The 18,692-nt window shown below is 63.1% G+C and carries 20 protein-coding genes; 11 read left to right on the top strand and 9 right to left on the bottom strand.

Annotated features, from left to right (window positions below):
• Positions 1-92: 92 nt before the first annotated feature.
• Together NTD82_RS22215 and NTD82_RS22210 are read right to left on the bottom strand one after the other, a co-directional pair.
• A complete protein-coding gene (locus tag NTD82_RS22215; protein WP_110971318.1) occupies positions 93-1,586 on the bottom strand; it encodes a CoA-acylating methylmalonate-semialdehyde dehydrogenase in 1,494 nt (497 codons plus the stop codon).
• A gap of 61 nt (positions 1,587-1,647) precedes the next feature.
• Positions 1,648-2,994, bottom strand: coding sequence for an aspartate aminotransferase family protein (locus NTD82_RS22210; RefSeq protein WP_262130253.1), 1,347 nt, complete (start codon positions 2,992-2,994; stop codon positions 1,648-1,650).
• Positions 2,995-3,120: 126 nt separating this feature from the next.
• On the opposite strand from NTD82_RS22210, the gene NTD82_RS22205 reads away from it, so the two are divergent.
• The 3 genes from NTD82_RS22205 to NTD82_RS22195 all read left to right on the top strand — a co-directional run bounded on the left by NTD82_RS22205 (position 3,121) and on the right by NTD82_RS22195 (position 5,392).
• On the top strand, positions 3,121-4,038 hold the full coding sequence (locus tag NTD82_RS22205) for a LysR family transcriptional regulator (RefSeq protein ID WP_095156091.1): 918 nt from the start codon (positions 3,121-3,123) through the stop codon (positions 4,036-4,038).
• A 100-nt stretch (positions 4,039-4,138) separates the two neighbouring features.
• On the top strand, positions 4,139-4,798 hold the full coding sequence (locus NTD82_RS22200) for a TetR/AcrR family transcriptional regulator (RefSeq protein ID WP_262130252.1): 660 nt from the start codon (positions 4,139-4,141) through the stop codon (positions 4,796-4,798).
• 9 nt (positions 4,799-4,807) lie between these two features.
• A complete protein-coding gene (locus tag NTD82_RS22195; protein ID WP_095156089.1) occupies positions 4,808-5,392 on the top strand; it encodes an IMPACT family protein in 585 nt (194 codons plus the stop codon).
• Between the two features lie 277 nt (positions 5,393-5,669).
• Here NTD82_RS22195 and NTD82_RS22190 read toward each other — a convergent pair whose 3' ends face one another.
• Positions 5,670-6,107, bottom strand: coding sequence for a hypothetical protein (locus tag NTD82_RS22190; RefSeq protein ID WP_262130251.1), 438 nt, complete (start codon positions 6,105-6,107; stop codon positions 5,670-5,672).
• An 83-nt stretch (positions 6,108-6,190) separates the two neighbouring features.
• Here NTD82_RS22190 and NTD82_RS22185 point away from each other — a divergent pair, with 83 nt between their 5' ends.
• The 3 genes from NTD82_RS22185 to NTD82_RS22175 all read left to right on the top strand — a co-directional run bounded on the left by NTD82_RS22185 (position 6,191) and on the right by NTD82_RS22175 (position 8,358).
• On the top strand, positions 6,191-6,574 hold the full coding sequence (locus NTD82_RS22185) for a MerR family transcriptional regulator (protein WP_262130250.1): 384 nt from the start codon (positions 6,191-6,193) through the stop codon (positions 6,572-6,574).
• Positions 6,571-7,254, top strand: a complete 684-nt coding sequence (locus tag NTD82_RS22180) for an SDR family oxidoreductase (protein WP_095156086.1) — start codon at positions 6,571-6,573, stop codon at positions 7,252-7,254. Before NTD82_RS22185 ends, NTD82_RS22180 begins: the two co-directional genes overlap by 4 nt.
• 150 nt (positions 7,255-7,404) lie before the next feature.
• Positions 7,405-8,358: an adenosine deaminase gene (locus NTD82_RS22175; protein WP_262130249.1), complete on the top strand. Its 954-nt coding sequence runs from the start codon at positions 7,405-7,407 to the stop codon at positions 8,356-8,358.
• Between the two features lie 45 nt (positions 8,359-8,403).
• On the opposite strand, the gene NTD82_RS22170 is transcribed toward NTD82_RS22175, so the two are convergent.
• Positions 8,404-9,129, bottom strand: coding sequence for an ArsR/SmtB family transcription factor (locus tag NTD82_RS22170; protein WP_262130247.1), 726 nt, complete (start codon positions 9,127-9,129; stop codon positions 8,404-8,406).
• A 453-nt stretch (positions 9,130-9,582) separates the two neighbouring features.
• A complete protein-coding gene (locus tag NTD82_RS22165; RefSeq protein ID WP_262130246.1) occupies positions 9,583-10,503 on the bottom strand; it encodes a LysR family transcriptional regulator in 921 nt (306 codons plus the stop codon).
• A gap of 110 nt (positions 10,504-10,613) precedes the next feature.
• Here NTD82_RS22165 and NTD82_RS22160 point away from each other — a divergent pair, with 110 nt between their 5' ends.
• Positions 10,614-11,627 carry a zinc-binding alcohol dehydrogenase family protein gene (locus NTD82_RS22160; protein ID WP_095156083.1) on the top strand — a complete coding sequence of 338 codons (1,014 nt, stop codon included), beginning with the start codon at positions 10,614-10,616 and terminating at the stop codon, positions 11,625-11,627.
• A 112-nt stretch (positions 11,628-11,739) separates the two neighbouring features.
• Positions 11,740-11,904 carry a hypothetical protein gene (locus tag NTD82_RS22155; RefSeq protein WP_177431580.1) on the top strand — a complete coding sequence of 55 codons (165 nt, stop codon included), beginning with the start codon at positions 11,740-11,742 and terminating at the stop codon, positions 11,902-11,904.
• On the opposite strand, the gene NTD82_RS22150 is transcribed toward NTD82_RS22155, so the two are convergent.
• Complete coding sequence (locus NTD82_RS22150) at positions 11,888-13,069, bottom strand: multidrug effflux MFS transporter (RefSeq protein WP_262130245.1); 1,182 nt, start codon at positions 13,067-13,069, stop codon at positions 11,888-11,890. The genes NTD82_RS22155 and NTD82_RS22150 overlap by 17 nt on opposite strands.
• A 138-nt stretch (positions 13,070-13,207) precedes the next feature.
• Positions 13,208-13,405: a heavy-metal-associated domain-containing protein gene (locus NTD82_RS22145; protein WP_262130244.1), complete on the bottom strand. Its 198-nt coding sequence runs from the start codon at positions 13,403-13,405 to the stop codon at positions 13,208-13,210.
• A gap of 147 nt (positions 13,406-13,552) precedes the next feature.
• On the opposite strand from NTD82_RS22145, the gene NTD82_RS22140 reads away from it, so the two are divergent.
• The 3 genes from NTD82_RS22140 to cueR are packed head-to-tail and all read left to right on the top strand — an operon-like array spanning position 13,553 to position 16,789.
• The gene (locus NTD82_RS22140) at positions 13,553-13,936 is read left to right on the top strand and encodes a hypothetical protein (RefSeq protein WP_095156080.1); all 384 of its coding nucleotides are present in this window, start codon (positions 13,553-13,555) and stop codon (positions 13,934-13,936) included.
• Positions 13,937-13,991: 55 nt separating this feature from the next.
• On the top strand, positions 13,992-16,394 hold the full coding sequence (locus NTD82_RS22135; protein WP_262130243.1) for a heavy metal translocating P-type ATPase: 2,403 nt from the start codon (positions 13,992-13,994) through the stop codon (positions 16,392-16,394).
• On the top strand, positions 16,391-16,789 hold the full coding sequence (gene cueR, locus NTD82_RS22130) for a Cu(I)-responsive transcriptional regulator (RefSeq protein ID WP_262130241.1): 399 nt from the start codon (positions 16,391-16,393) through the stop codon (positions 16,787-16,789). Before NTD82_RS22135 ends, cueR begins: the two co-directional genes overlap by 4 nt.
• 1 nt (position 16,790) lies before the next feature.
• Here cueR and NTD82_RS22125 read toward each other — a convergent pair whose 3' ends face one another.
• Both NTD82_RS22125 and NTD82_RS22120 read right to left on the bottom strand, forming a co-directional pair.
• On the bottom strand, positions 16,791-17,684 hold the full coding sequence (locus NTD82_RS22125; RefSeq protein WP_262130239.1) for a PA4780 family RIO1-like protein kinase: 894 nt from the start codon (positions 17,682-17,684) through the stop codon (positions 16,791-16,793).
• A 131-nt stretch (positions 17,685-17,815) separates the two neighbouring features.
• Positions 17,816-18,607, bottom strand: coding sequence for an AraC family transcriptional regulator (locus tag NTD82_RS22120; RefSeq protein WP_262130238.1), 792 nt, complete (start codon positions 18,605-18,607; stop codon positions 17,816-17,818).
• Positions 18,608-18,692 lie beyond the last annotated feature (85 nt).

The following is an 18,692-nucleotide window of genomic DNA, read 5'->3' as shown; positions in this document are numbered from 1 at the left end:
CACTTATTGCAACAAAGTTGTCATCTCGGTCAAAAGCGCTGAAAAGCGAAGAAGGGCGGCCTTGCGGCCGCCCTTCTTCTATATAGCTCGCGTTACAGACTCGGGAACGCGAACTGCGAAGCCTCATGGCTGGCACGTTGCGGCCAGCGCTGGGTGATCGCCTTGCGCCGGGTGTAGAAGCGCACGCCGTCCGGGCCATACGCATGCAAGTCGCCGAACAGCGAACGCTTCCAGCCGCCGAAGCTGTGGTAAGCCACAGGCACCGGCAGCGGCACGTTGACGCCGACCATGCCCACTTCGATCTCGTCGCAGAACAGCCGCGCCGCTTCACCGTCACGGGTGAAGATGCAGGTGCCGTTGCCGTACTCGTGATCGTTGATCAGTTGCATGGCCTCTTCCAGGCTGCCGACACGTACGATGCACAGCACCGGTCCGAAGATCTCTTCTTTATAGATGCGCATTTCCGGCGTGACGCGATCGAACAGCGTGCCGCCAACGAAGTAACCGTCTTCATGACCGGCCACGCGATAACCGCGACCATCCACCACCAGCTCTGCACCCGCCGCCAGGCCATCGTCGATATAGCCAACGACCTTGTCCCGCGCAGCCGCAGTTACCAGCGGCCCCATGTCCAGGCCACAGGAAGTGCCAGCGCCAATCTTCAGCCCCTTGATCTGCGGAACCAGCTTGGCCACCAACGCATCGGCGACCTGGTCACCCACGCACACCGCAACCGAGATCGCCATGCAACGCTCGCCACAGGAACCATAGGCAGCGCCCATCAGCGCGCTGACCGCATTGTCCAGATCCGCATCCGGCATCAACACCGCATGGTTCTTCGCGCCGCCCAGCGCCTGGACGCGCTTGCCGCGCTTGGTGCCTTCGGAATAGATGTACTCGGCAATCGGTGTCGAGCCCACGAAACTCAGCGCTTTGACTTCCGGCGCTTCGATCAGTGCGTCCACGGCTTCCTTGTCGCCATGCACGACGTTCAGCACGCCCTTCGGCAGGCCGGCTTCCTGCAGCAGTTGAGCGATCAGTAGGGTCGAACTCGGATCACGCTCCGATGGTTTGAGAATAAAAGTGTTACCGCAGGCGATCGCCAGTGGGTACATCCACAGCGGCACCATGGCCGGGAAGTTGAACGGGGTGATACCGGCAACCACGCCCAGCGGCTGGAAGTCGGACCAGGCGTCGATGTTCGGACCCACGTTGCGGCTGTACTCGCCCTTCAGCACCTCAGGAGCGGCGCAGGCGAACTCAACGTTCTCGATCCCGCGCTTCAGCTCACCGGCGGCGTCTTCCAGGGTCTTGCCGTGCTCTTCGCTGATGAGCTGGGAGATGCGTGCTTCATTCTGCTCCAGCAATTGCTTGAAACGGAACATGACCTGGGCGCGTTTGGCAGGCGGGGTATTGCGCCAGGCCGGGAACGCAGCCTTGGCTGCATCGATGGCCTGCTGCACGGTAGCGCGGCTGGCCAGCGACACTTTATGGATCGCCTGGCCAGTGGCCGGGTTGAAAACGTCGGCACTGCGCTCGTTCGGGGAAACCAGCTCGCCATTGATCAGGTGTGCAACGGTGCTCATGCAAAACTCCAGAATTCGGGTTCGGGCAGGCGCAAGACCGCGCCCACCCCGGAAGAGGAAATCAGTCGATGGCGTTCAGGGCTTCGCCCACGGCGTCGAACAGGCGGTCCAGTTCTTGTGGCTTGGTATTGAAGGTCGGGCCGAACTGCAAGGTGTCGCCGCCGTAACGGACATAGAAGCCGGCTTGCCACAACTTCATCGCCGCTTCGTAAGGACGCACGATGGCGTCGCCGTCCCGCGCGCCGATCTGGATCGCGCCGGCCAGGCCGTAGTTGCGGATGTCGATGACGTTCTTGGTGCCCTTGATGCCGTGCAACACGTTCTCGAAGTGCGGCGCCAGTTCGGCGGCGGACTGCACCAGGTTTTCCTTCTGCAACAGGTCCAGTGCGGCGATACCGGCCGCGCAGGCCACTGGGTGCGCCGAGTAGGTGTAGCCGTGGGGGAATTCCACCGCGTACTCAGGCGTTGGCTGATTCATGAAGGTCTGGTAGATCTCGCTGCTGGCGATTACCGCGCCCATAGGAATGGCGCCGTTGGTGACCTGCTTGGCGATACACATCAGGTCCGGGGTCACGCCGAAGGCATCGGCACCGAACATCGCGCCCATGCGACCGAAGCCGGTGATGACTTCGTCAAAGATCAGCAGGATGTTGTGCTGGTCGCAAATTTCCCGCAGACGTTTCAGATATCCCTTAGGCGGCGGCAGGACGCCGGCGGAGCCAGCCAGCGGCTCGACGATCAGCGCGGCGATGTTGGACGCATCGTGCAGCTCGATCAACTTGAGCATCTCATCGGCCAAGGCGATACCGCCCTCTTCCGGCATGCCTTTGCTGAAGGCGTTGCTCGGCAGCACGGTGTGCGGAATGTGGTCGACATCGAGGAACTGGCCAAACAGTTTACGGTTGCCATTCACACCGCCCAGGCTGGTGCCGGCGATGTTCACGCCGTGGTAACCACGGGCACGGCCAATCAGCTTGGTCTTGGTGGCCTGGCCTTTCAGGCGCCAGTAGGCACGGACCATCTTCACCGCAGTGTCACAGCACTCGGAACCAGAGTTGGTATAGAAGACGTGATTGAGGTTGCCAGGCGTCAGGTCGGTGATCTTCTCGGCCAACTGGAACGACAGCGGATGACCGAACTGGAACGCTGGCGAATAGTCCAGCACACCCAACTGACGAGAAACGGCTTCCTGGATTTCCTTGCGGGTGTGACCGGCGCCGCAGGTCCACAGACCCGACAGCGCGTCGAAAATCTTGCGGCCTTTGTCATCGACCAGATAGTTGCCTTCAGCGGCGACGATCAGGCGCGGATCGCGCTGGAAATTACGGTTTGCGGTGTAAGGCATCCAGTGCGCATCCAGCTTCAGCTGGCTAGCCAGACCGGCGGGAGCGTTTTCAGGCAGGTTCATCGTCAAGACCTCGCAAGGCGGATTGAACAGCATTCGAAGAAAGCGTTGTGTTGCCGATACGTTGTCACGGCTATAAAGTCCGGAAAACTGTACTTTTCTAATCCTCAGTTCACTGGACACTAAACTATGAGTCGTCGCCCGGAGCCGCTTTCCCAAGTCAGTGATTTCGACATCCGGCTACTGAAGATTTTCCGCAGCGTTGTTGAATGTGGCGGCTTCTCTGCGGCGGAGAACGTGCTTGGGATCGGGCGCTCGGCGATCAGCCAGCAAATGGGCGATCTGGAACAACGCCTCGGGCTGCGCCTTTGTCAGCGCGGGCGTGCCGGTTTCTCGCTGACCGAGGAAGGTCGGGAGGTCTATCAGTCGGCGCTGCAGTTGCTCAGCGCACTGGAGAGTTTCCGCACCGAGGTCAACGGCCTGCACCAGCATCTACGCGGCGAGTTGAACATCGGCCTGACCGACAATCTGGTGACCATGCCGCACATGCGCATCACCCATGCCCTCGCCCAGCTCAAGGACCGTGGCCCGGACGTGCGCATCCGCATCCGCATGATCCCGCCGAGCCAGGTCGAACAAGGCGTGCTCGACGGCAGCCTGCATGTCGGCGTGGTGCCGCAGGCCAGCCCGCTGTCCGGGCTCGAATACCAGCCGTTGTACAGCGAGCGTTCACTGCTTTATTGCGCGGTGGGCCACCCGCTGTTCTATGCCGATGACCGCCAACTGGACGACCAGCGCCTCAACAGCCAGGACGCCATCGCCCCGACCTTCCGGCTCCCTGCGGAAATCCAGGAGCACTACCAGGCACTTCACTGCACCGCCAGCGCGTCTGACCGCGAAGGCATGGCGTTCCTGATCCTCACCGGACGCTACATCGGCTACCTACCGGATCACTATGCGACCTTCTGGGTGCAGCAGGGGCGCCTGCGTGCACTCAAACCCAGCGAGCGCTTTTACGACCTGAGCCTGGCCTGGGTAACACGCAAGGGGCGGCGCCCGCATCTGGTGCTGGAGAGCTTCCTGGAGAGTCTGGCTGCGACACGATGAGACGCATTTGCGATATTCTGCCGCTTCGCGCTTGTCTGCCCGCTGCGGCTGGGGTATCAGTGCAGGTGCCTCTATTTCCCAGCTCTTGCCGGAATCGCCCATGACCCTCGAAGTGCCCGCCCACCGCCCCTTGGCCGCCAAGCCCGCCGGGCGAATTCGCCAGAAGAACGAGCAAGCCATCATCCAGGCCGCCGAGGACGAATTCGCACGGCACGGCTTCAAAGGCACCAGCATGAACACCATCGCCCAGAACGCCGGGCTGCCCAAAGCCAACCTGCACTACTACTTCACCAACAAGTTGGGGCTGTACATCGCGGTCCTGAGCAACATCATCGAGTTGTGGGACAGCACCTTCAACGCCCTGAGCGTCGATGATGACCCGGCCGAAACCCTCGCCCAGTACATTCGCGCCAAGATGGAGTTCTCGCGACGCAACCCACAGGCCTCGCGGATCTTCGCCATGGAGATCATCAGCGGCGGCCAGTGCCTGAGCGACTACTTCAGCCAGGACTACCGCGAATGGTTCAAAGGCCGGGCCGCGGTGTTCCAAGGCTGGATCGATGCCGGCAAGATGGACCGGGTCGACCCGGTTCACCTGATCTTCCTGCTCTGGAGCAGCACCCAGCACTACGCCGACTTCGCCACCCAGATCTGCCAGGTCACCGGCCGCAGCCGCCTGACCAAGCAAGACATGGAAGAAGCCGGCAACAATCTTACCCACATCATCCTCAAAGGCTGTGGCCTGACGCCGCCGAACTGACACCCGCTTATGCCTTCTACCCTGCTGGACACTTGCGAATACCGCGAAGAGATTCGCAAGAGCCGCTTCATTACCTTGGCCGCGCCCATCAGCACGCCTGGCGACGCCCAGGCGTTCATCGAGCAGAACAGCGACCTCGCCGCCACCCATAACTGCTGGGCCTGGAAGATCGGCGAGCAATACCGCAGCAGCGACGACGGCGAACCCGGCGGCACTGCCGGTCGGCCGATACTCGCCGCCATCGAAGCCCAGGACTGTGATCAAGTGGTAGTGCTGGTGATCCGCTGGTACGGCGGCATTCAGTTGGGCACCGGCGGACTGGCCCGGGCCTACGGCGGCGGCGCCAACAAGTGCCTGCAACAGGCGCCGAAGCGCCTGCTGGTCAGTCGTACGGAGCTCAAGTGCAGTTGCTCGTTCAGCGAATTGGCGCTGCTAAAGTTACGGGTGAGCGAAGCCGATGGCGTGGTGCTGGGCGAGGAGTTCACCTCAAATGGCGTCGATGTCCGCCTCGCCCTTGGCGCAGCGCAGATCGATACCGTGCAGCGGCAGCTGGCGGACCTCAGCCGTGGCCGAATCCTGCTCGAACCCTGCTGAACGATTTGCCCACATGTGCTGTGGGCCCGGTTGTGGATAACCTCTGCGCACTCCTCTACAGGCCTTGTCCAGCAAGGCCTGCAGGGAAACGATCAGATTTTGATCACAATCTGATGACAACCGCTTATTCGTCCAAAAATCAGCCGCTTAAGTCCGGTTATCAGCGTTGGAAAGCAACGAATCCGGGTCTGGATCCCCCGCGCGGTGTTGCACACAAATACTGTGGAGCAAGTTGTGGATAAACCGTGCACGCCTGCGCCAATCGCTTGCCTGGCCGTCACGCGGAGCAGTTGATCGTTTTTTGATCAGCCGAGTTTTCCACAGCGCGTATTGGCCACAACTGCAGCGCCGCCCAGGCCAACTCCATCACCAGAATCCCCCAGATCAATTCGGTCGCGCCCTGCATCAGTGCATACGCTTGCCAACTGGCGAACAGCAATCGGCCCGCGGCGTCATAGCGACCGAATTGCACCTGTGGATCGCGAATACGCAGCACAGACCAGACGCAGACAATCGAGCCCATCAGGTTGGCCATCAACACGTGCATCGGGGCGAAGGGCGGCAGTTCTCCCGCCAATCCCCAACCGGCGCTCAACTGGCTCAACGCACCGTGCAACAAGGCCAGGCTCCAAGGCGTTACGAATGCCGCCGTGACCAACAGGTCGTACCAGCCACTGGCCCTGACCAAACCCCGATAACCCTTCTGACTCCACATGTGCCGCTCCTTGCTGGAAAGTAAAGGCAGCAGGCTAAAGCCTGGAGTATGCTCCAGGGTCAACCCTTCCTCAGGAATCAATTGTGCGTATCGGAGAACTGGCCCAGACCTGTTCCGTAAGCCGCGACATGTTGCGGTTCTACGAGGAGCGCGGCCTGATCCGCGCCCATCGCAGTGCCAACGGCTACCGCAATTACCCGGCAGAAACCGTGCAACTGGTGCTGCTGATCAAGACCGCGCAGAAGCTCGGTTTCAGCCTTGGCGAAATCAGCCAGAACGTCGCCGAGTTGTGGCAGGCGAAAGACCCGGAAGCGCTGGTCACGCGCTTTATCGAAGACAAGCTGGCACTGGTCGAAGCCCGGATAGAGGCCCTTGATCAGTTGCGCCAGGAGTTGCGTGAACGGCTGCAGCAACGCTGTCCCTTGCGCCTGACGGCGTCCCCCTCATTGAAAGGAGCTCTCGCATGACTAACCCGAAAACCGCCCTGATCATCGGAGCCTCCCGTGGTCTGGGCCTCGGCCTGGCTGAACGCCTGAGCGAAGACGGCTGGAAGGTCGTCGCGACCGTGCGCGACCCGGCCAAGGCCAGTGCACTGGCGGCATTGCCAGGCATCCAGGTGGAAACCTTGGAAATGAACAGCACCACCCAGCTCGACGCCCTGCAAAAGCGTCTCGATGGCCAGGCGTTTGACCTACTGTTCGTCAACGCAGGAGTTAAAGGGCCGGACAATCAAAACGCTGAAGTCGCACAACTGAACGAGATCGGAGAACTGTTCCTGACCAACAGCGTGGCACCGATCCGCGTGGCCCAGCGCTTTGCCGGGCAAGTGCGTGGAAGCGGCGTTATCGCGTTCATGAGTTCTATCCTCGGCAGCATCAGCATTCCCGACGCTCCGGACCTGGCCCTGTACAAAGCCAGCAAGGCCGCACTGAACTCGATGATCAACAGCTTCGTCGTGCGCCTGGGCGAAACCGGCCTGAGCGTGCTGGCCATGCACCCGGGCTGGGTCAAGACCGACATGGGCGGCGACGGCGCCGACATCGACGTGCTCACCAGCACCCGCGGTATGGTCGAGCAAGTCAACGCTTACGCCGGCAAGGGCGGCGTGCATTACATCAACTACAAGGGCGAATCGCTGGTCTGGTGATTTCTCCTGCGAAGGGGCCGTTCCACGCAAAGTGAAACGGCCCGGACAGGTGTCACGGCGCAGCTACAGTTCAACCGGCCGGTCAGGTTTCACCGCCCCGGTCCGACAACCTCTGTAGAATGCGCCGATTGCACCTGATGAGAATTGACCATGTACGACTGGCTTAACGCGCTGCCCAAGGCAGAATTGCACCTGCACCTGGAAGGATCGCTGGAGCCCGAGTTGCTGTTCGCCCTGGCTGAGCGCAACAAGATCGCCCTGCCCTGGAATGATGTCGAAGCCCTGCGCGCGGCTTACGCCTTCAACAACCTGCAAGAGTTTCTCGACCTGTACTACCAGGGCGCCGACGTGCTGCGCACCGAGCAGGACTTCTACGACCTGACCTGGGCCTACCTGCAACGCTGCAAGGCTCAGAACGTCATCCATACCGAGCCCTTCTTCGACCCGCAGACCCACACCGACCGTGGCATTCCCTTCGAAGTGGTCCTCGACGGCATCGCCCGCGCACTCAAGGACGGCCGCGAGAAACTGGGCATCGGCAGCGGGCTGATCCTCAGCTTCCTGCGCCACCTGAGCGAAGAAGAAGCCCAGAAGACCCTCGACCAAGCCCTGCCGTTTCGCGATGCCTTCATTGCCGTGGGCCTCGACAGCTCGGAGAAAGGTCATCCACCGAGCAAGTTCAAGCGCGTCTTCGACCGTGCCCGCAGCGAAGGCTTCCTGACTGTCGCCCACGCCGGCGAAGAAGGTCCGCCCGAGTACATCTGGGAAGCGCTGGACCTGTTGAAGATCGAGCGTATCGACCACGGCGTGCGCGCCATCGAGGACGAGCGTCTGATGCAGCGCATCATCGACGAGCAAATCCCGCTGACCGTGTGCCCGCTGTCCAACACCAAGCTCTGCGTGTTCGACCACATGAGCCAGCACAACATCCTCGACATGCTCGAACGCGGCGTGAAGGTCACGGTGAACTCGGACGACCCGGCGTACTTCGGCGGTTATGTCACCGAGAACTTCCACGCCCTGCACACCCATCTCGGCATGACCGAAGACCAAGCCCGTCGCCTCGCCCAGAACAGCCTGGACGCCCGCCTCATCAAAGCCTGAAACGCCTGACCAAACGCTCGGCGACCTTCTCGCCGGGCGTCGTGTTCAGCCCATCGACAGCGGCGCCGGCATGCGGGCGATTTGCTGGATGCCGCGCAGTCCACCGGGGGTCAACTGCGCGACCCTGGACTCATCGCTGATCCGCACCCAACCCGACTGAACGAACAACTTCATGAGACTGCTGCCCAACGCGCCGCCCAGGTGCGAGCGTCGGTCGTGGACCTCGCTGCAGCAGTTGCAGAGGCTGCACAGGCGACCATCGCGTGGGGCCAGTGCGTCGATGAAGATGCCCTGGCGAGCGAAATGAACGCGGCCGTGCAGGGTAATTTCCAGTTGCTGCTCGGCTTGTTGCACCCACTGCGCGTCCAGCAGGCGCTGCAGCAGATCAGCCGCCACCTCGCCGCCCAGGTGATCCCAACACACCCGCGCCCGACGCATTGCCAGCGGCACCGTCACCGGAGCCTGCTCGCGTGATGTCGCCGGCCGCTCGAAGTCGCGGATTGTCACGCTGGCCAGTGCTTCCACGGCAGTGCCGATTTCCGGTGCGGCCAGCCGGAAGTAGCGCTTGCGCCCGCGAGCCTCACGCTTGAGCAGCCCCCCGGCCGACAGCCGGGCCAGATGCGCGCACGCCGAAGAAGGTGTCAGCCCGGCCAGGGTGGCCAGTTCCTCCAGGGGACGCGCCATTCCATCGATAAGTGCCCAGAGCATTGCACTGCGTTTGGGATCGGCCATCAAACTGGCGATCTGGCTGATACTGGCTATCGGTTGCATCTGTCCACTCCCTGCGTAGTTGTCATTGGCGAATGCGGGCTCCTCCCATCTTCAAGCCGGGCAGACAATGGCCCGACCGCCGATACCAGGAAACCGGTACGGTACTTACTCGAGGTAGAAGTTCATGGGGAAAGGGCATCCCGCCCTTGCTTCAACCTGGAAACATTATCCCGATGATGGCAATTGCCCGGTCCAGTATAAGCCTGCTTATTCCGGTGTAAGCGCCGCCTTTTGCGACAAACTGCCCATGCTTTCGCAACCCTGGGTGAAAGCCCGACGCTAGGTGTTCTGCGGGACAACGGCCATTTTTGCGGCGCAAGTGCCTATGTATTCATGGCATCGAGGATGACAGGAAAGTTATCAAGGCAAATTGAATAGTTACTTTACCTACATTCAAAGTAATAACTTCCTTCATACATATGCGCAGTGTATGTCGGACATGAAAACGAATGATTAACCTGCCTCTGTTTTCAACTCATCCAGCAACAACCGGCAGCGCTCCTTGAGCAGGGCGCTCAAGCGTTGTACCGGCTTGCTCAACTGCGCCCGGTGAGTGCACAGCAGGTTCAGCGGCGTGGACTCGCCGCGATAGTGCCCCAGCAACACTCGCAGGCGACCGGCGCGCACATCGGCGGCCACATCCAGCCAGGATTTGTAGGCGATTCCGACACCTGCCACGGCCCAGCGCCGCACGACATCCGCGTCGTCGCAGAAACGGTCGCCGCTGACCAACACGCTTTCCTCGCGGCCCTGCAGATGGAACCGCCAGTGATCATGCACACCGCTGCCCAGTTGATAAAGCAGGCAGTTGTGATCGCTCAGTTGGGCGATGCTGCGCGGCTCGCCATGTCGCGCGAGGTAGTCCGGCGCGGCGCAGAGCACACGACGGTTTTCCAGGCACAGCGGCACCGCGACCAGGCTGGAATCCTCCGGGGTGCCGTAGCGCAGGGCGATATCCACCGGCTGGCGGAACAGGTCGGCGTTGCGGTCGCCCAGCAACAGGCGCACGTTGAGCAGCGGATGGGCGCGCTGCAGTTCGTCCAGCCAGGGCAGCAGCACGTTGCGGCCAAAGTCCGAAGGCGCCGATAACTGCAACACCCCGCTGATTTCATCCTGCTCGCGGGCCAGCAGGCGCCGTCCTTCGTCGAGGCTGGCCAGGGCCGCCCGGGCGTGCGCGAGAAAGCCCTCACCCTCGGCGGTCAGCCGCAGGCTGCGGGTGGAGCGGGCCAGCAAACGCGCACCGAGTTGCGCCTCCAGGCGCTTGAGCGCCGCGCTGGCCACCGCCGGCGACAGGTCGAGCAAGCGCGCCGCCGCCGACAGGCTGCCGTGCTCGGCGGCACTGACGAATAATTGCAGGTCATCGAAGCGCAGCAAGGCGGCCTCCATTTTCAAAATTATTTTGAAAGTTTCTGCGGTTTTAGCGGCTTTTAACTGGAAACGAAAGGGTCAATGATGGCCAGCATCCGTTCACGAGGAATCCCCTGATGAAAGCCGTTGCCTATTACCAGTCGCTGCCGATCGAAGACGCCGCCGCCCTGCAGGACATTGAACTGCCGGCCCCCGAACCCGGCCCGCGCGACTTGCTGGTGGAAGTCCGGGCAATCTCGGTCAACCCGGTGGACACCAAGGTGCGCCGCAACGCCCAACCCGAAGGTGGCGCGGCCAAGGTGCTGGGCTGGGATGTCGCCGGGGTGGTCAAGGCGGTGGGCAGTGAAGTCAGCCTGTTCCAGCCGGGCGACAAGGTCTATTACGCCGGCTCTATCGCCCGCGCCGGAGGCAACAGCGAACTGCACGTGGTCGACGAGCGCATCGTTGGCCACATGCCGAAAACCCTGAGTTTCGCCGAAGCCGCTGCCCTGCCACTCACTGCGATTACTGCCTGGGAACTGCTGTTCGAGCGCCTGCAGGTCGCCGAAGGCAAACAGGACCTGGGGCAGAGCCTGCTGATCGTTGGCGCCGCCGGCGGTGTTGGTTCGATCCTCACCCAACTGGCCAGCCAGCTCACCGGCCTGCGGGTGATCGGCAGTGCTTCACGGGAGCAAACCCAACAGTGGGTGCGCGAGCTGGGTGCCGATCATGTGGTCGACCATCGCCAGCCACTGGCCGCGGAGTTGAAGGCGCAAGGGATCGATCAGGTCACCCATGTCGCCAGCCTGACCCAGACCGATGAACACCTCGATCAACTGGTCGAAGCCCTGGCGCCGCAAGGCAAGCTGGCGCTGATCGACGATCCGAAGCAACTGGACGTGACCAAGCTCAAGCGCAAGAGCCTGTCGCTGCACTGGGAGTTCATGTACACCCGTTCGCTATTCGAAACCCCGGACATGCTGGAACAGCACAAGCTGCTCAACCGGGTGGCCGAACTGATCGACGCCGGCACCCTGAAGACCACCCTCGGCGAGCATTTCGGTCAGATCAACGCCGCCAACCTGCGCCGCGCCCACGCATTGCTGGAGAGCGGCAGCGCCAAAGGCAAGATCGTACTCGAAGGGTTCTGAGGCATCCGACGCACGGCATGACCGTCAGTCCGCGGATTGCGCCAGGTCATGCCGTCTGCGCGAACACGGCGTCTACAATGCGGCAGCCTTTGCCAACCGGAGGTATGCCGCGATGAAGATTGTGCTCAATGCGTCAGGCAAAAAACCGGGCTGCCCTTGGGAAGTCCGGCTCGATCAGCATGTGGTGAGTTTTCGCAGCGAGGCCGAAGCCCGGGCCTTTATAAATACCCTTCAAGCCCGGCTTCAGGCGCCGCATCCGCTCAGGCGCTACGCTTGAGTTGCAGGCGGCGGGTCAATACCGCCGCTGTCACCGCCCCGGCACCGCACAGGGTGATGACCAACGCCATGGGGAGCGCGGTGCCGTCGTGCAACGCGCTCACCAGCGCAGCCGCTCCCGCCGCCACACTGAACTGCAGACAACCCAGCAATGCCGAGGCACTGCCGGCGCGGGCGCCCTGCCCGTTCATCGCGCAGGCCGAGGCGTTGGGAATGATGCAACCCAGACTGGCGATACACAGGAACAACGGCACCAACAGCGGCCACAGCGCTTGCGTGTTCAGCGCGCTGATGCCCAACACCACCAGGCCCGCCGCCAGATACACCCAGATCGTGCGCGCCAGCAGCGAGCTGGGCGCGCGCTTGGCCAACAGGCGGGCGTTGACCTGTGCCACCAGAATGAACCCCGCCGCGTTCATGCCGAACAGCCAGCCGTAGTGCTCGGCTGGCACGCCGTACAACTTGATGAAGACGAACGGTGAACCGGCGACGTAGGCAAACATCCCGGCCATGGCGATCCCGCCGGTCAGGGCGTAACCGAGAAACACGCCATCCTTGAGCAGCCGCCCGTATTGCCCCAGCGCCCCGGACAACGGTGGCCGTGGCTGATTCGCCGGCAGGCTTTCCGGCAAGCCCCAAGCCACGGTCAGCGCACAGACGGCACTGAACAGGGTCAGGGCGATGAAGATCGACTGCCAGCCATAGAGGTTGACCAGCACCCCGCCGAGCATCGGCGCGAGGATCGGCGCCAGCCCCATCACCAGCATCAATTGCGAGAACACTTTCGCCGAGCCGACCGCGTCGCACTTGTCGCTGACGATCGCCCGCGACAGCACCATCCCGGCGCAACCGCCCAGGGCCTGGACGAAGCGCGCGACCACCAGCGTATCCAGGCTTGGCGCGAAGGCGCAGGCCAGCGATGCCAGGGTGAACAAGGTGACGCCGGCCAACAGCGGAATGCGCCGGCCAAAGCGGTCAGCTACCGGGCCATAGGCCAGTTGGCCGATGGACAGGCCGAGGAAATACGCCGCAAGGGTGGTCTGGATATGTTTTTCATCGGTGCCGAAGGTCACCGCCATCGCGGGAAAGCCGGGCAGATAGAAATCGATCGCCAACGGCCCGAACGCACTGAGTGCGCCGAGTATGAGGATGGTTCGCAGGTTCATCGGGAATCCGTAGCAGGCTAAGCAAGTTGGCTAGTCTAACTGGCCCGCGGGGTTCTCGCTGAAGGAGTTATAAGGAAATTCTTTTCGACCCTCATCGCCAGCAAGCAGGGGCGCCGGCCGGCGATGAAGCCGGATCAGTCAGATCGCCCGCGCTTCGTAGCCTTCGTCGCGAATCAACTCGAGAATCTGCTCCGAGGGCAATTCGCTCTTCACCGACACCTGTTTCTGCGCCAGATCGACGGTGACTTGCGCCGTCGCATCTTCACGCTGTACCGCGTTGGTCACGGCCTTGACGCAGTGGCCGCAGGTCATGCCTTGCACATTGAATACTTGCATCGTCGCTACCTCCTGGTTGGATTTGGTCGCAGTCTCAAGCTTGCCACCGGGGCAAGGTCAAGTTTGTCGTGGCGCTGCCGGGCTGGAAATCCTCGCCCGCCTCGGCCAAGCTGCGTGCTTGTCGATTCATCAGCAGGAGATTCATCCATGGGCAAGGCAGCGTTGGGCCTTCTCGGTGTGCTGGGGCTGTTCAGCAGCGTTTCCCCGGCCATCGCTGAAAGTCAGGACTACAGCGTGCTGATCATTTCCCGCGAGCGCCTGGAAGTGGCCACCACATGCGAGATCGGGATTTACCTCAACGACCAGCTCTCCGGTCGCGTATTCCAGGAAGACTCCGTCTCCTTCAACCTGCCGGCCGGCCAGGTGGATATCCGCCTGCGTCTGCTGCCCGGCCAGGCACCAGGCTGCGACAACGGCATCGAAAACCAGCGTAGCCAGCGATTCACCCTGCAGAACGGCCAGATCAATAAATACCGCATCGCCTCGGGCCAGAATGGCCTCTACCTGAAGAAGGCCGACTTGAACTATTGACCTTGCCAGCATGGCAAGGTTGATGCTGGCGGCCAGTCCACGGAGGAGAGCCCCCATGCCCGAGTCAATCACCTTCGACCTGCCGATCTCCGGCATGACCTGCGCCAGTTGCGCGGGTCGGGTGGAGCGGGCGCTGCGCAAAGTCGCCGGCGCCGAGCAGGTCAACGTCAACCTCGCCACCGAGCAGGCCCGCATCCTGGCCCCGGCTGACCGCCTGCCGGCGCTGGTGGAAGCGGTCAGCCAGGCTGGCTACAGCGTGCCGCTGCAGAGCCTTGAGTTGCAGATCGGCGGCATGACCTGCGCGTCCTGCGCCGGCCGTGTCGAGCGGGCCCTGAACAAGGTGTCCGGCGTGCAATCGGTCAGCGTCAACCTGGCCAGCGAACGTGCCCATGTCGAAGTCATCGGCCAACCCGACAGCAGCCTGCTGATTGCCGCCGTCGAGCGCGCCGGCTACAGCGCCAGCCTTCCACAAACCGGCAAGACCGCCGTGGATGACAGCGAACGGCGCCTGCGCCACGAGCGCTGGGCGGTGGGCCTGGCGTTGCTGCTGGCCCTGCCGCTGGTGTTGCCGATGCTGCTGCAACCCTTCGGAATCCAGTGGATGCTCCCGGCCTGGGCGCAGTTCGCCCTCGCCACGCCGGTGCAGTTCGTGCTCGGTGCGCGGTTCTATGTCGCGGCCTGGAAAGCCGTGCGCGCCGGCGCCGGCAATATGGACCTGCTGGTCGCCCTCGGCACCAGCGCCGGCTACGGCCTGAGCCTGTACGAATGGAGCCAGGCCCACGCCGGCATGGCGCCGCACCTGTATTTCGAAGCCTCGGCGGTAGTCATCGCGCTGGTACTGCTGGGCAAATACCTGGAAAGCCGCGCCAAGCGCCAGACCGCCAGCGCCATCCGCGCCCTCGAAGCGTTGCGCCCGGAGCGCGCGCTGCAAGTGGTGGACGGTGTGGAGCGCGATGTACCGATCAGCGCACTGCGCCTGGACGACCTGGTGCTGGTCAAACCCGGCGAGCGCTTTCCGGTAGATGGCGAAGTCATCGAAGGCCAGAGCCACGCCGATGAAGCGCTGATCAGCGGCGAGAGCCTGCCGGTGCCCAAGCAGCCGGGTGATCGTGTCACCGGCGGCGCCATCAACGGCGAAGGCCGGCTGCTGGTCCGCACCCTCGCGCTGGGCACGGAAACCGTGCTGGCGCGGATCATTCGACTGGTGGAAGACGCCCAGGCGGCCAAGGCGCCGATCCAGAAACTGGTGGACCGGGTCAGCCAGGTCTTCGTGCCGACGGTGCTGGTGCTGGCGCTGGTCACCCTGATCGGCTGGTGGTTGGCCGGCGCCTCCATGGAAGTGGCGCTGATCAATGCCGTCGCCGTGCTGGTGATCGCTTGTCCGTGCGCCCTCGGCCTGGCAACGCCCACCGCGATCATGGCCGGCACCGGCGTGGCCGCGCGCCACGGCATTCTGATCAAAGATGCCGAAGCCCTCGAGCGTGCCCATGCGGTGAACCGCGTGGTCTTCGACAAGACTGGCACCCTGACCTCCGGCAGCCCGCGCATCGTCCACAGCCAGGCACTGGCGGTGTCAGCCGATGAACTGCTGCAACTGGCCGGCGCCCTGCAGCGCGGCAGCGAGCACCCGCTGGCCAAGGCGGTGCTGGATGCCTGTGCCGAACAGCAACTGAACGTACCCGAGATCCAGGACAGCCAGTCGCTGACCGGTCGCGGTATCGCCGGCAGCCTCGACGGCCGCTCGCTGGCGCTGGGCAACCGCCGCCTGCTGGATGAAAGCGGCTTGCAGCCGGGCGAGCTGGCAGCGAACGCGCAAGCCTGGGAAGCCGAGGGCCGCACCTTGTCCTGGCTGATCGAGCGTGCTCCGCAGGCGCGGGTGCTGGGCCTGTTCGCCTTCGGTGACAGCCTCAAGCCCGGCGCCGAGCAGGCCGTGAAGCAACTGGCCGCGCAAGGCATCAGCAGCCACCTGCTGACTGGCGACAACCGCGGCAGCGCCAAGGTGGTGGCCGAGGCGCTGGGCATCAAGGACGTGCACGCCGAAGTGCTGCCCGCGGACAAAGCCGCCGAAGTCGGCGCACTGAAGAAGACCGGCGTGGTGGCGATGGTCGGCGACGGCATCAACGACGCCCCGGCCCTGGCCGCCGCCGATATCGGCATTGCCATGGGCGGCGGCACCGACGTTGCCATGCAGGCTGCCGGCATCACCCTGATGCGCGGTGACCCGCGCCTGGTGCCCGCGGCGCTGGAAATCAGCCGCAAGACCTACGCGAAGATCCGCCAGAACCTGTTCTGGGCCTTCATCTACAACCTGATCGGAATTCCACTGGCGGCCTTCGGCCTGCTCAACCCGGTACTGGCCGGCGCGGCGATGGCGCTGTCGAGCGTCAGCGTGGTGAGTAACGCCCTGCTGCTCAAGACCTGGAAACCGGACACGCCGACAGAGGAGCAAAAGCCATGAATATCGGCCAGGCGGCCAAGCGCACGGGCCTGAGCGCGAAGATGATCCGCTATTACGAGTCCATCGGCCTGCTCAAGCCGGCCTCGCGCAGCGACAGCGGCTACCGTCTCTACCAGCAGGACGACCTGCACAGCCTGACGTTCATCAAGCGCTCGCGGGACCTGGGATTTTCGTTGGAGGAAGTGGCGAAGCTGCTGACCCTGTGGCAAGACCGCCAGCGCGCCAGCGCCGACGTGAAGGCGCTGGCCAGCGAACATATCGCCGACCTCAACCGGCGTATCGACGAGTTGGTGAGCCTGCGCGACACCCTCAGCGAACTGGTCGCCCACTGCCAGGGCGATGATCGCCCCGACTGCCCGATCCTCAAGGATCTGGCAGCCGGTTGCTGTCACTGACTCACTGCATCCACGGGGGCGGGGGTTCCTCGCCCTTGGTCGGGCCACGTTCGGCATCGACCTTGGCGGCCTTGCGTCGCTCGTCGTCGATCCGCGCCGCTTCGATTTCCCGCATCACGCCGTTCACATCGGCGGTGTGCTCATCGTCTTTCCACTGTCCGCTCAGGACGCTGTCCGGTTGCAGCTCGCCCGCCTGGTACAGCGACCACATCTCGCGGGCAAAGCGGGTTTCCTTGAGCTCCGGGGCGAAGCGCCCGAAGTAGTGGGCCATGTTCGCCACATCCCGCTCCAGCATGCTGAAAGCGTGGTTGTTGGCGGCGGCGTCCACGGCCTGCGGCAGGTCGATGATCACCGGGCCTTCCGGGTCGAGTAGTACGTTGAACTCGGAAAGGTCACCGTGCACCAGGCCCGCGCACAGCATCAGCACGATCTGACGAATGACGAAGGCGTGGTACTCACGGGCCTGTTCCGGCTCCAGGTCGACATCGTTGAGCCGCGGCGCGGCCTGGCCGTCCTCGCCTGCGACCAGTTCCATCAACAGCACGCCGTCGAGAAAATCGAAGGGCTTGGGCACCCGCACGCCGGCACTGGCCAGGCGGAACAGCGCCGCCACTTCGGCGTTCTGCCAGGCATCTTCAGCTTCCTTGCGGCCGTATTTCGAGCCCTTGGCCATCGCCCGGGCCTGGCGGCTGTTACGCACCTTGCGCCCTTCCTGGTACTCGGCAGCCTGGCGGAAACTGCGTTTGTTCGCTTCCTTGTAGACCTTGGCGCAGCGCAGTTGCTGACCGCAACGCACTACGTACACCGCTGCTTCCTTTCCGCTCATCAGCGGACGCAGCACTTCATCTACCAGACCGTCTTCGATCAGCGGTTCTATCCGTTTGGGAGTCTTCATCGGCTTTTGTTCTTGCTCCTGTCTCTGCCACTGATGGATGCGCTGCCGTGGCGCCGCGCGCACACGATAGCTCAGGCGCCCTGCCGGAAACGGACCCGGATCAAGGGCGAGGGGTTTCAATTTACGTCAGCTCAATTTCTGAACAGTTCCCCGGGAGTGGCACCAAACAACCCTTTGAAGGCCGCGATGAAGGCCGAGGTCGAGTCATAACCACAGCCCAGCGCCGCCTGGGTGACACTCTGGCCCTGTTCGAGGGCGTCGAGGGACGATAACAGACGCATGCGCTGGCGCCACGCACGAAAACTCAAACCGGTCTCGCGCTGGAACAGCCGCATCAGGGTTTTTTCCGAACGCCCCAGGCGCTGCGCCCAGTGTTCAAGGGTGTGCGTCTGCTCAGGGTGGGCCAGCAATTCGTTGCATAACCGCAACAAACCGGGGTGTTGCGGTGAAGGCAGCGAGAAGCCCACCTCCGGCAAACGCTGCAACTGATCGAGCAAGACCTGTACCAGATGGGCCTCGTGGCTGTCGCCTTCGGGGTAGTCCACCGGGTACACGCAAAACTGCTTGATCAGCTCCCGCGCCAGCGGCGTCACCTCCAGCACCCGGCAGTGCGATGCAGCCCAGGACGAATCTTCGCTGCGCACATACAGGCTGCGCATTTCCGCCCGGGTCGAGGTGATCACCTCATGCTCGACCCCGGCCGGAATCCACACGCCCCACTGCGGCGGGGCGAAATAGCTGCCCTCGGCGGTATGCACCCCGAGCACTCCGCTGATGGCGTAGGAAAACTGCACCCAATCGTGCCGATGACGCGGCGTCCAGGAGCCGGCGCCGAGGCTTTCGGCACGGGCATAGAGCGGCCGAGGCAGCACCGTCAGGTCGGGAATCCGACGAGGGGCGGAATTTTGTCCGTTACTCGGCATCGCTTGGCCTTATGTCGCAAGACGGAAACTGACGGGCAGGTTAGCCTCAACCACGATTATTACAAGATGATTCGAAGGTACGCCG

Origin of the sequence: Pseudomonas sp. 5P_5.1_Bac1, assembly GCF_025466015.1 — a bacterium.
GTDB lineage: Bacteria > Pseudomonadota > Gammaproteobacteria > Pseudomonadales > Pseudomonadaceae > Aquipseudomonas.
This window is presented reverse-complemented; position numbering and strand designations above follow the sequence as displayed.